Origin of the sequence: Enterococcus sp. M190262 (genome assembly GCF_005843965.1) — a bacterium.
Lineage (GTDB): Bacteria > Bacillota > Bacilli > Lactobacillales > Enterococcaceae > Enterococcus_D > Enterococcus_D gallinarum.
Window position 1 is genome coordinate 1,341,411 of the sequence record NZ_CP040461.1, and the last position, 11,891, is coordinate 1,353,301.

Here is an 11,891-nt window from a genome sequence, read left to right on the forward strand (position 1 = left end):
TCCCTGCGGTCTCTTTTACATAAATGTTAGAGGAGTAATGAGAAAATGCAAATCACCTTTCTTGAAACCAGCGACATGCACGGCTATGTCTACCCAACTAATTTCGCCGACGACCACGATCTGGCTATTGGGGCAGCGAAAGTCGCAACGAAACTAAAGCAGTTAAAAGCCGAAGCCGATGGTCCTGTTGTAATGATCGAAAATGGCGATTTTATCCAAGGATCCCCACTGAGTTATTATATTGCCAAAAGCCAGCATCCGGTAGCAGAATTGACCAAAGTGATCAATCACATGGCATACGATGTCCATGTTTTAGGAAACCATGAATTTAATTATGGATTAACGTATCTTCAAGAAGCAATCGCTAGTTATCAGTCCCCTGTTTTAGCAGCGAACATCTTAAATGAAGAGGGACAGCCCTATTTCGGCAAAGCCTATACGATCCTTGAAAAAGATGGGATTAAGATTGCGGTGTTGGGATTGGTGACCCAGTATATTCCTCATTGGGAACAACCAGCTACCATCAAGGGGATGCGGTTCGAAAGCATTATCCAAACGGCAAAAAAATATGTGCCAGAGCTAAGAAAACAAGCAGATCTTGTCATCGTCAGCTATCATGGCGGTTTTGAGAAAGATTTGGTAACCGGTGAAGCCACCGAATTGTTGACCGGAGAGAATGAAGGCTATGAGTTACTGCAAGAGGTGCCGGGGATTGACGCTTTCTTTACTGGACACCAACATCGGGAAATCGCCGCCATTGTCAATGGGGTCCCTGTGGTCCAGCCAGGTTATCGGGGCAGCCAAATCGGCCGAATCCAATTAACAATAGAGAAAAAAGAGGGACAAACAGTGATTACGGATCAACAAGCGACATTGCATTCAGTGGCAGAAGTTTCAGCCGATGAAGCAATTTTGGCAATGATCGAACCAATTGAGACGGAATTGGAAAGCTGGTTGGATCAGCCGCTAGGGAAAGTGAACGGGGATATGCGAATTACTGATCCGATGCAGGCACGGATCGTGGAACATCCATACGTGGAATTTATCAATCGCGTTCAGATGGCTGCCAGCGGAGCGGAAATATCTGGGACAGCGCTCTTCAATAATGAAGGGAAAGGCTTCGGTACAACGATCACGATGCGGGATGTCATCACGAATTATATTTATCCTAATACATTGGCTGTCGTAAAAGTGACCGGAGCAGAGTTGCGTCTTGCGTTGGAACAGACAGCGAATTACTTAGCCGTCGAAGCAGGGAAAATCGTCTTTAATCCAGCCTTTATCGAGCCGAAACCGCAATACTACAATTATGATATGTACGAAGGAATCGACTATACGATTGATATGAACCAGCCAGTTGGCAAACGAATCACACGCTTGTTGTTCCATAATGAGCCTATCACGCCGGAACAGGAGCTGGAAGTTGTCGTAAATCAATACCGAGCGGTAGGCGGTGGGAATTACGCGATGTTTACAGCCGACAAAATTGTACGGGAGATCCAAGTGGATATGACTGAATTGATTGCTGATTATTTGAAACAACACCCAGTACTAGAAGCTGAGACGAATCAGAATTTCAAAATCGTGTACTAAAAAGCCAAAAAGGGCTGTGACATAAGTCATGCAACAAACGAACGATTCCGAGGAGAATGAGACTGTGCTTGCGCTTCAGCAAGTTTCCATCGCCAATAGACGATGGATGACACCCAGTTATCCTCGGATCGTCTTGTCTAGTTGCTACTTATGACACAGACCCTTTCTATGTTCTTGTAAAAGAAAATCAGATTAGTTTTCTACATTGCGGACATATTCATCGAAGTAGCGAATCAAATCGGCTTTTACCTGCTGATAGTCTTCTTCGCTATAGTTTTTTTCCTCTAATTTTGCTTGGAAAAAAGGAAGTTCTAACTCTTCTTTTAAGCGCTCAAGCACTTCTTCTTGGTTCATGAGATCACCTTTTCGTCTATTTGGTACCATCATAACAAATTGAATGCGGCTGTCAATGCTTCATACATTTCTTTCATTTTTTCCAAACGACTTTTAAGAGAAACAAAGTCATCGTCATCATGGAAAAGGACTTGTTTCAATTCAAAATAGTAAATCTCAAAAGCATCAAAGAAGCCAGTAACTTCGGATGTTTGCAATTCTTTAAAGGTATCACAACGAATATAGGCTTTTTCTGCAATGGCATAGGTTTCAGCCGTAGTCAATAAGACGAGGGCTTCATTGTAACGACGGCTAGTGACCAATTCATAAGTTGACTGGCACTTATTATAAATATTTGAAAAATCTTTCAGTAAAAGCTCGATGGGTGTTTTATCAAACATGGGGGAGTCCTCCTGATCGTTTTATTTTTCAAATAAGACACAAACACATTCAGGCGCGTAAACGTCTTTTTGAATAGTAGTGAGTTCACCAGTTTCGGCGTTGCGACGGTACAAAGTCAAGTTGTCGGAATTTTGATTGGCACAAACTAAGAATTTGTTGGTTGGGTCCAAGTCAAAGTCTCGCGGGAAGTCACCTTCCGTTGATAGACGTTGAATGAAATTCAATCCAGCGCCATCTTCAGTTACTTCAAAGACAACGAGAGAGTTGTGTCCACGATTGGATGAATAAACGAAACGTCCATCTTTTGATACTCGGACAGCAGCCCCACTATTAAAGTCGGTGAAATCTTCTGGTAAAGTCGGTACTTTTTGGATTTCTTCAAAGCTGCCATCAGCTTCATTGTAGCGTAAAACAGTCAAAGAGCTGTCTAGTTCTCCTACCAGATAAGCATATTGGTGGTTAGGATGGAACACTAAATGACGAGGGCCTGTTCCGGCAGCTGCACCATAAACAGCCGCTTCTGTTAATTTTCCTTCAGCAGAAACGTCATACGTATACACACGGTCTGTTCCAAGATCACATACAGCTAAGCGTTGATCCGGCGTTAAGTCTGTGTAGTGTACATGAGGGTTGTCTTGATTTTCGTGAGGACCAACAGGTTCATCATGATAGATGTGATCAGTGGCTTCAATACTGCCGTCCGCCAATATTTTGTAGACGTTTACTTCACCTTTATGATAATTAGCACCATAAACAAGTTGACGAGGTTCATCTACTGCTACATAACACAATGGTGCGCCTTCTTCGGTCACAGTATTCAATAACTCAAATTCAGGCGTATAAGCACCACAACCGCCTGCGCCATCAACTTCGGTCACAGTATAAACTCTTTCTTTTTTACTGCGGGCAAGATACGTTGGGCTCTTTTCTTCCGCACGCAAGGTCAAGTCGACCAATTGTTCTTTTTCTGTATCTAAAGTGATCGAATAGATCCCTTTACTTTCGCGACGCGTATAAGTGCCTAGGTAGATCGTTTGCAACATAAAAAAAGCCTCCTAATAGTTTGATTTCTTATTAATTCTACCATAGAATGCGGAAATGGGCGGATAGAAAAACTTCTTATGTTATAATAAAAAAAGAACATAAAGGGGAGGTTGTTGTATGAAACAAGGAACAATCAAAGCGATTGGGCCACAAGCGATCGATCAAAAAGAAAAAATGCTGATTTTTTTCGGCGACCAAGCAACAGAGATCTTAAGGGAGTATTCAGTGATCCAATCGATTCCAGATTCTCAAGATTTGGTCGTAGAAAACGGCGATACACTTATTTTTGGGGATCAGTCGTACACCGTGACACATGTCGGTCCTATCGCAAATCAAATTTTGCAAACGATCCAGCATGTGACATTTATCTTCGATGAAGTACCCGAAGAGCAACTGACCAGCGCTATCTATTTAGAACCTTTCAATTTGCCGACCCTTGAAGTTGGTATGAAAGTTATCTACAAGTAGGAGGCGGGGAAATGAAGGAAACAGAGAAGCGCCCTTTGTCCTGGTTTTGGAAGTGGTTTTTAAATAATCAAGCAGTCACGAGTCTATTAGTGGTTCTACTCGTCTTATTGATCTTGTTTATGTTTACGAAAGTATCCTATCTATTTGAGCCAATTTGGCAATTTCTGGCGATTGTTGGATTGCCAATCATTTTGGCGGGGATTTTGTATTACTTGATGAATCCTGCGGTTGATTATCTGGAACGAAAGGGAATCAAACGCATCTATAGTATTTTCGGTCTTTTTATTTTGGTCATCGGATTGATCGTCTGGGGCGTTGTGGTGATTGTGCCGAAGATCCAAGAACAGTCCATGAGTTTCGTTGAGAATTTGCCCGGATATTTGGATATCATTGAAAATAAAGTCAATGAGATTTTGTCCGATCCGATTTTCTCACAAGTTCAAGATCAATTGGAAGCATCTAATGAGAAGTTGATTGCATCAATGACCGACATCATTCAAAACTTATCACGGAGCACGATTCAAAATATCGGCAGCTTTTTTGGGGCCGTTGCAACGGTGGTATTGGCTGTCATAACGATGCCGTTTATTCTCTTTTATCTTTTAAAAGATGGACGACAGTTAGCACCTTATTTCGTGAAATTTTTGCCGACAAAAATGCGTAAACCATCATTGACGGTTTTAAAAGAGATGAATGATCAAGTTTCTTCTTATATTCGAGGGCAACTAACAGTCGCATTTGCAGTAGCCATCATGTTTATGGTCGGTTTTAGTTTGATCGGCCTAGATTATGCCATCACATTAGGGATCGCAGCTGGCTTTTTGAACTTGATTCCATACCTAGGCTCTTTTCTAGCGATGGTTCCGGCGGTCTTTTTGGGTATCGTCGGTGGTCCTGTCCTGTTGGTGAAAGTCCTGGTCGTCTTTGTGATCGAACAGACTATTGAAGGGCGATTGATCTCACCACTCGTTTTAGGAAACGAGTTGTCGATCCATCCCGTGACGATTTTATTAGTATTGCTGACTTCGGGTAAACTCTTCGGACTTGTCGGCGTGATTCTGGGGATCCCGGTATATGCTGCGGCAAAAGTGATCATTACCCATATTTTTGAATGGTATACGACCGTATCGAGTTTGTATGAAGAAGAAACGGAAAGCGATGTTCAGCAAGAATAGTTCGAAGAAAATTTTTTGAAGAAAGATCTTTGTGAAAATCACACTGACTCACACATTTTTCTAGTTTTTTATCGGAGTATAAAAAAGCTGAATTTAGAAGGCTGGAGCGAATTGCTTCAGCCTTTTTGTTATGTGCGATTTTTGACACATAGTTGCAAGAAAAACATATAGCTTCTGTTTCTAGAGAATGCTTATACTGAAAGCACATACAAGCAAAGGAGCGTTGGAATGAAGATTCTTGCAGTAGATATCGGAGGGACAATGATCAAGACGGGGTTGTTGAATAGTCACGGAGAAAGAATACAATTAGGAAGCTTTCCGATGAATAAAGACTATTCAACTGTGATCGACCGATTGATTTCACATATTGATAATGACTATCCAAAAGACTTTTCCGGAATTGCTATTAGTACGACAGGATTAGTCGATCCAGTGACACAACAGATTGGGATGGATTCACCGCTTTATGAGGGATTTGGTAATCGCATGGTTTCTTTCTTAACGGACTATTATCAAAAACCCGTCATCGCGGAGAATGATGGCAATTGCGCGCTTTTAGCAGAAAAATGGCTGGGAAGAGGAAGAGGCGCTAGCAGTTTTGCTGTCATTGTTTTAGGTACCTCTGTGGGAGGCGGATTGATGGTCGATAACCAGTTGATTCGTGGCAAACACTTTTTAGCTGGCGAGTTTGGTTATATGCTGTTTCCTGAAGTCGAAAAGAAAGATTGGGAAATTTGGAGTATTGCCGGTGCAACAAGAACATTGGTAGAACAAGTTGCAGCCGAAAAAAAAGATCCCTCGATTGATGGGTATAAAGTTGTTGCTTACTACCAGCAAAACGATCCGGCAGTGACGATTTGGGTGGATCGCTTTATTGAAAAGCTAGCCGTGGCCTGCTACAACCTACAATACATTCTTGATCCAGAAATTGTTTTGATTGGAGGCGGAATCAGTGAAAGCGACTTTTTACTGCCGCTATTAGAAAAGAAGATTCAGCAGATTGCAGCGCAGATTCCTAGTACAGTTCGATTGCCAAATGTTGCCTGTTGCCAGTTTGGGAATGAGTCCAATTTGATTGGTGCTTGCTACAATTGGTTACTGCAAACTTTTGAAATGAAAACTAGTTAAAACAGTTGCAATTCTAAGATAAAAATGTAATAAAAAAATAGTCTCTATTTTCTTATTATGTAAGCGTTTAAATTGCAGCGAATGAAACAAGGGTCAGGTGATAAAAGTGAAAAAGTTTTACGATCAAAACGGGCAAAACACGTTCAGAGGGATCGCGCGCTCAATCAGTTCCTACTTGCTGGTATTCCTGATCCCCTTTTTAACGGTCTCGTGGATTTGGTATGCGACTTCTGTCAAAAGTATCAATGAACAGGTTGCATTAACGGCAAAGAATCAGTTGATTCAATTGAAATACTCCTTAGAGAACAACTTCCTTCAATTGAACTACCTGACCCAGAAAATGACGGATGACCATCAACTCTCATTAAATTTTTTGACCCATCCCTATTATTCAAAGGAAGGCAAAGCAAGCCTGCAAACCTACAAGATCACGAATGAGTTTGTCGAAGAAGTTTATTTATACTATAAAGAAGAACCGGAGAACTTTTTTTCTTCGATTGGCAAATTATCCGTCGAAGGTTTCTTAGAAAAAGTAATCCCAGATAATGATATGCAGCAAGGACAGCTGATCGATCAGCTAGAGAAAGCTTATCCAACGTTGCTGACTATCGAAGGGGCATCATTGGCACGGCATCATTCCCGATTCTTCTACATTGTGCCGTTACAAAATGATGAACTGACTGTCTATGGAGCAGCTATTTATGAGATCAAAGAAGCCAGCTTAGCAAAAATGCTGGACTTGACCAATAGTGATGGTGCGAGTACGAATTATTTGATCAATGATGAGTTTCAGATTTTAGCTAGCACAAATCATAACGATTTGACAGTTTTTTTGAATGATCCCCAAGAAATGGCTCAGATCACCACTCAGGACACCTTTCAGTTTAATCAGCAAAAGTACCTCGTTCAATCAATTCCCAATGAGGAACTGCATATCTCAGTGGTATCGGTAACCAATCCATCACAAGCATTATCGCTGGTCAATCGCGTTCAAGAACATTTCATTCTTATTTTTATGTGTATTCTATTCGTGGGGATCATTGCTGTTACATTAATGGGGATCAGAAATTATCGACCGATCCGCAAAATCGAACATTTGGTTCGAGAATTCCATAAAGATATGGAGATGTCGGTCAATTCGATGGATGATGTTCATAATACATTGGCTGCTGTTTTAGAAGAACAGCAGGAACTGCATAAAGAAATCCAGATGCAGACACCGCATGCTCGAGAACAAGTTCTTAGAAAGCTGATGAGCGGTCGTCTGCGTTCGGAACAAGAAGTTGCAAGGCTGATCGAAGCCGTTCATATTCATTTTCCTGCGGACAATTATTTTGTCATCACGATCGATACCAAAACCGTGGCTTCAAAATATAAAGCCGGCGAGAGCTGTTTTCTGATTGACTATATTGAAGAAATCAGCAGCCAAGGGTACACAGCCTACGCCACCGAGATCCTTTCCACTGAAGTGATCGCATTGACTGTGGGATTTGATCACAGATACCAACAGGAAGAGATCGTTCAAGAAGTCGCGGCAAAAATAGCAGCTGCGATTGGACTGCTTCCAGCAATTGGGGTGGGAACCATCGTCAATGAATTGACGGCTATCAATGAATCTTATATTGAAGGATTAGCTGCATTGGATTATCATGTCAGTAACAACCAGCAAATCATTTATTACCTTGAAATTTCCGCAGAAGAACAACGCTCGGCGATCCAGTATCCCGACAGTCAAAAATTAAAACTGATCCAAGCATTGAATCAAGGAAATAGCGATATCGCAATTGAAACGGTGCATTGGTTAATCAAAGACGGGTTAAGTAAACAACGATCTCAGCCGGTCCAAAAGATGTATGGCTATTATTTATTGAATACGGTTGCACAAACGGGAGGCGAATTAGTGGGAGAGGAGATTTTGCTATTTGCAGCCGAACATGCAGATTTTACCACTCTGATGCAGCTAGGAACGGTGTTGCAACAATTGGTCCAGCATATTTGCGAAAAAGTGAGGGATCGACCACAAAATCAAGAATCGGAGTTGAATGAAACGATTTTTGCTTACATCAAAGCAAACTTTCAGTCTTCTCAGCTGTCATTGGAATCTATTGCGGAAGAATTTAAAGTATCTGTCTCTTATATTAGCCGATTTGTGAAAAAAGAAAGTGGCAAAACATTTTCTAAGTATATCCAAGAACTGCGGTTAGAAAAAATCAAACAAGAATTAGTCGAAACCGATCTACCGATCAAAGAAATCATTCGGGACAACGGTTATTATGATGTCTCGAACTATACGCGTAAGTTTCGAACGATCGTTGGTGTAACACCAGGACAATATCGCAAAATCAACCAAAAACGCTGAAAATGCGAAAAATGAAGGGAAATGTGACAATGAAAGAAATGACTCAAAAAGCGAGAGAACTTTATACTTCTATTGGTGTCTCATTAGAAGAGGAACCAAAAATTAAGATCGAACCTGCACTAACGGCAGATTTTATTCTTGATGAGGAACAAAAAACGATTACTGCGAAAGATCCCCAGCAATTATTTTATGGTCTGACAACCTACTATTTGAATCAAGTGACGAAGAAACAACAAAAAAACAGCTACACCGCCCAAATCAAGGAGCGCTGCCTAATGATCGATATTGGCCGCAAATATTTTTCCTTAAAAGAACTAAAAGCACTCGTTCACAGTATGGCTTTTTTTCAGTTCACCCATTTGCAAGTCCATTTTTCAGAAAATGAAGGATTTCGAATCGAGTCTGAACGTTTTCCGGAGATTGTATCAACCGAACATTTAACAAAAACAGAGATCCGAGAACTAATCACATATGCCAAAGGTTACGGTATCGAGATCATTCCTGATTTTGACTCCCCAGGACATCTCAAGCAAGTCTTAGCCACCCATCCCGAATGGTGTTTACCTAACGCGACTGGTGAGGTCGATGCTAGGGCATTGAACATTCTTGACCAAGAAGCTGTCGCTTTCATCCGAGAGATTTACAAAGAATACGCAGAGCTATTTGTAGACAGCCATTATTTCCATATTGGTGCGGATGAATTTGTTGATTTTGACCGTCTAGAAGAGTTTCCGACTTTAGTTGAAGCTGCCAAAGAAGCATATGGACCAGAAGCAAGTGGGATTGAAGTATTCATTGCGTATGTGAATGATTTGGTGGACTATGTGACTGACTTAGGTTTTGTTGTTCGTGTATGGAATGATGGGTTTTATCGTTTGAATCGAAAGGAAAAGCTTTCCTTAACGAAAAACTGTGAGATTTCCTATTGGACACGCTGGAATCAAAATATGGCACCAGTCGCTCTTTATTTTGACAAAGGCTATTCTGTGATCAATCACAATGACAATTTCTTTTATTATGTAGTAGGTGAAGCTGCAGGGTATACGTATCCGACCTATGAAAAAATAAGCGATGAGTTTACATTAACGACTTTTGCCAACGGACAGCAAGTGACCCAAGAACAACTAGCACAAACCCCAGCGATCGCATTAGCGATTTGGGCAGATATCCCAGATGCAAAAGAAGGTGCGGCAGTGATCACAGAAGCTTTTTGGCTGCAAGCTATCATTAGCCTAAAAGTTTATGAAGAAACAGATCCAGGGAAAGAAACCTTTAGCCAACTATTTCAGAAATGGCAGTCGTTGTTGACTAAAGAGCAGTAAAGCGAAACGTTCTCTAGGAAAACGTGACTTGTTTTAAAGTGGACGATAAGAAGAGATTCCTAAGAAGAATACATGGAGAGAATACCTAAAGCGAGTATCTAAAGCGAGTATTTAAAGCAAGTACTTAAATAGTAGACGGCAGTCTAGTGAATCTTCGTCGTGGGTTTGCGAGGAAGATTTACTGTCTGCCGTCTATTTGCTAGAGATATTGTCTAGCGCTTTACGGTATTCTTTGTTCTACTCTTTTCACTTCAATGTAATCTCAAGGACTGGAATGAGAACATTAGGTGGCACTACCGGCAGCGTGACGACTAGATCATTAGGAGCAATGACAGCTTCCGTAGAAGTGATGACTTCATTAGGATCAAAGCCACGATAAAAAATTTCAGAGCCATCATGCAAGAAGCGGATAAAGCGAACTTGATCAGCAATTTCCGGCAAATGAATATGTTTGAAGGGATAGCTATATACATGCAAATAGAGTTTCTTGCCATTTTGAGTATAACGACAATCTTTAGGTACCGGGTATTTACTAGGACCACAATCGATGATAGCTTCTTTATGCAGCCGTATCCATGCACCAATCGCCTGCATTCGTTTGACTGCCCGCGGATCGATCTCTCCTCGGGGATTAGGACCAATGTTCAATAAAAAATTACCCCCTTTTGAAACCGTATCGATCAACATTTTCACCAACATATCACTTGATTTCCATTCCAACGCATCGCGATCATAGCCCCAAGTCCCGTACATTGTCTGACAGGCTTCCCAAAGAACAGGTAAACCGTCTTTTTCCAGTGGTTTTTCTGGTTGAAATTGTTCAGGGGTGGTAATTCCCCGACCAAGTTCCAAGCGATCATTGATCAGCATATCCGGTTGGAGTGTCCGACAGATTTTTTCCAGTCGCGAACTGTCCCAGTCTTCTGTTCCTTTTCCTTTAGACCAGCCCCAATCACGATGACTGTAAGGAAAGTCGAACCACATATAATCGATCCTACCATACTGAGTCAATAGTTCGGTCACTTGACCAGCAATGAAATCTTGATAAATAAGCATATCCCGTTGAGAATTGGACTCTCGAGCGGCTAAGTCACTTCTTTGAGGATGCAATCCATCAATCGTAAAATGAGGGTGGTACCAGTCAATCAGCGAATGATAGAGTCCGATTTTGATTCCCACATCACGAAACGCAGGCAATAATTCTGCGAGTAAATCTCGCTTAAAGGGTGTATTGGTGACTTTATAATCGGTCCATTCACTATCCCATAGGGCGAACCCTTCATGATGTTTCGTAGTAAAGACTATATATTGAACACCGCAATCTTTAGCTGTTTGGGCCCAAACAGCAGCATCAAATAAATTGGGATTAAATTGGTCGAAATAAGTTTCTCGATAAGTTTCGGGGGCAATTTCTTCGGTGGTCATAAACCATTCGTGGCGTGCACCAATACTAAATAAGCCAAAATGAATGAACAACCCAAACCGATCATGAATAAACCAGCTAGGATCGGGGTAATGATCAGGCCAATTCTGAAATGTTTTCATAGAGATACTCCTTAATCAATGAATTCGGTGTTTGTCATAACCGTTTCTTTAATCTTCCACTGCCCATTCTCGAGCACAAAGGTATGATGGGCTTGGGTAATATGGTCGCGATAGTCATTCTGTCCTTGGTTCACTGTTTTTTGCTGTGCAGCTACCAGCATGGAGTCTGCTTCTTGTTTGACAACTTCAAAAGACAAGAGTTCATGAGTCAAATCATATTTCGCAAAAAAAGCGTGCATTTCCTTTGCCGTAGATTCTCTTGCAGAAGTAACAAGGGTCGCTGTGTAGCCCTCAACGTCTTTCTGAGTGGCTGCCTGCAGGTTTTGCTTTAGTACGGTCAGACACGCTTGTGCTGCAGAAGAATCTGTAACGGCTCCTGTAACTTGCAAACGCGCTACAGTGGTTTCTGCTGAACGAGAAGTTGTCTGTTGATAAAAAAATAGACCGCAAATGAAAAGTAAACCAACGAAAAATAAGGGATAACTCTTTTTTTTCATGCAAATCCTCCTTGTTTTCTGCACT

11 protein-coding genes are annotated in these 11,891 nt (G+C 41.4%); 6 read left to right on the plus strand and 5 right to left on the minus strand.

The features are described from left to right. Positions 1-45 precede the first annotated feature (45 nt). Complete coding sequence (locus tag FE005_RS06340) at positions 46-1,593, plus strand: bifunctional UDP-sugar hydrolase/5'-nucleotidase (RefSeq protein WP_003128596.1); 1,548 nt, start codon at positions 46-48, stop codon at positions 1,591-1,593. A 192-nt stretch (positions 1,594-1,785) separates the two neighbouring features. Here the strand turns inward: FE005_RS06340 and FE005_RS06345 are convergent, their stop codons facing one another. The 3 genes from FE005_RS06345 to FE005_RS06355 are packed head-to-tail and all read right to left on the minus strand — an operon-like array spanning position 1,786 to position 3,371. Next, positions 1,786-1,947, minus strand: a complete 162-nt coding sequence (locus tag FE005_RS06345; protein WP_021149110.1) for a hypothetical protein — start codon at positions 1,945-1,947, stop codon at positions 1,786-1,788. Positions 1,948-1,976: 29 nt separating this feature from the next. Continuing rightward, positions 1,977-2,327: a hypothetical protein gene (locus tag FE005_RS06350; protein WP_003128598.1), complete on the minus strand. Its 351-nt coding sequence runs from the start codon at positions 2,325-2,327 to the stop codon at positions 1,977-1,979. A 21-nt stretch (positions 2,328-2,348) separates the two neighbouring features. Next, the gene (locus tag FE005_RS06355) at positions 2,349-3,371 is read right to left on the minus strand and encodes a lactonase family protein (protein ID WP_138371477.1); all 1,023 of its coding nucleotides are present in this window, start codon (positions 3,369-3,371) and stop codon (positions 2,349-2,351) included. 118 nt (positions 3,372-3,489) lie between these two features. On the opposite strand from FE005_RS06355, the gene FE005_RS06360 reads away from it, so the two are divergent. From FE005_RS06360 to FE005_RS06380, 5 genes are all read left to right on the plus strand, one after another. Beyond that, entirely contained in the window at positions 3,490-3,840 is a 351-nt protein-coding gene (locus FE005_RS06360; protein ID WP_003128600.1) for a PTS glucitol/sorbitol transporter subunit IIA, read from the plus strand. Positions 3,841-3,851: 11 nt separating this feature from the next. Next, positions 3,852-5,015: an AI-2E family transporter gene (locus tag FE005_RS06365; protein ID WP_003128601.1), complete on the plus strand. Its 1,164-nt coding sequence runs from the start codon at positions 3,852-3,854 to the stop codon at positions 5,013-5,015. A 228-nt stretch (positions 5,016-5,243) separates the two neighbouring features. Continuing rightward, on the plus strand, positions 5,244-6,143 hold the full coding sequence (locus tag FE005_RS06370; protein ID WP_103300335.1) for an ROK family protein: 900 nt from the start codon (positions 5,244-5,246) through the stop codon (positions 6,141-6,143). 100 nt (positions 6,144-6,243) lie between these two features. Then, a complete protein-coding gene (locus FE005_RS06375; RefSeq protein ID WP_138372197.1) occupies positions 6,244-8,502 on the plus strand; it encodes a helix-turn-helix domain-containing protein in 2,259 nt (752 codons plus the stop codon). A 29-nt stretch (positions 8,503-8,531) separates the two neighbouring features. Continuing rightward, positions 8,532-9,824: a family 20 glycosylhydrolase gene (locus tag FE005_RS06380; protein ID WP_230321080.1), complete on the plus strand. Its 1,293-nt coding sequence runs from the start codon at positions 8,532-8,534 to the stop codon at positions 9,822-9,824. A 246-nt stretch (positions 9,825-10,070) separates the two neighbouring features. Here FE005_RS06380 and FE005_RS06385 read toward each other — a convergent pair whose 3' ends face one another. Beyond that, entirely contained in the window at positions 10,071-11,369 is a 1,299-nt protein-coding gene (locus FE005_RS06385; protein ID WP_138371479.1) for an alpha-L-fucosidase, read from the minus strand. An 11-nt stretch (positions 11,370-11,380) separates the two neighbouring features. Next, positions 11,381-11,866, minus strand: a complete 486-nt coding sequence (locus FE005_RS06390) for a hypothetical protein (RefSeq protein WP_060813083.1) — start codon at positions 11,864-11,866, stop codon at positions 11,381-11,383. Between the last annotated feature and the right edge of the window lie 25 nt (positions 11,867-11,891).

What these genes read in the sequence shown, in the direction of transcription:
- FE005_RS06345 (WP_021149110.1), bottom strand. Translation starts at nt 1,947, where the DNA reads ATGAACCAAGAAGAAGTGCTTGAGCGCTTAAAAGAAGAGTTAGAACTT.
- FE005_RS06380 (WP_230321080.1), top strand. Translation starts at nt 8,532, where the DNA reads ATGAAAGAAATGACTCAAAAAGCGAGAGAACTTTATACTTCTATTGGT.
- FE005_RS06355 (WP_138371477.1), bottom strand. Translation starts at nt 3,371, where the DNA reads ATGTTGCAAACGATCTACCTAGGCACTTATACGCGTCGCGAAAGTAAA.
- FE005_RS06360 (WP_003128600.1), top strand. Translation starts at nt 3,490, where the DNA reads ATGAAACAAGGAACAATCAAAGCGATTGGGCCACAAGCGATCGATCAA.
- FE005_RS06385 (WP_138371479.1), bottom strand. Translation starts at nt 11,369, where the DNA reads ATGAAAACATTTCAGAATTGGCCTGATCATTACCCCGATCCTAGCTGG.
- FE005_RS06350 (WP_003128598.1), bottom strand. Translation starts at nt 2,327, where the DNA reads ATGTTTGATAAAACACCCATCGAGCTTTTACTGAAAGATTTTTCAAAT.
- FE005_RS06365 (WP_003128601.1), top strand. Translation starts at nt 3,852, where the DNA reads ATGAAGGAAACAGAGAAGCGCCCTTTGTCCTGGTTTTGGAAGTGGTTT.
- FE005_RS06340 (WP_003128596.1), top strand. Translation starts at nt 46, where the DNA reads ATGCAAATCACCTTTCTTGAAACCAGCGACATGCACGGCTATGTCTAC.
- FE005_RS06390 (WP_060813083.1), bottom strand. Translation starts at nt 11,866, where the DNA reads ATGAAAAAAAAGAGTTATCCCTTATTTTTCGTTGGTTTACTTTTCATT.
- FE005_RS06370 (WP_103300335.1), top strand. Translation starts at nt 5,244, where the DNA reads ATGAAGATTCTTGCAGTAGATATCGGAGGGACAATGATCAAGACGGGG.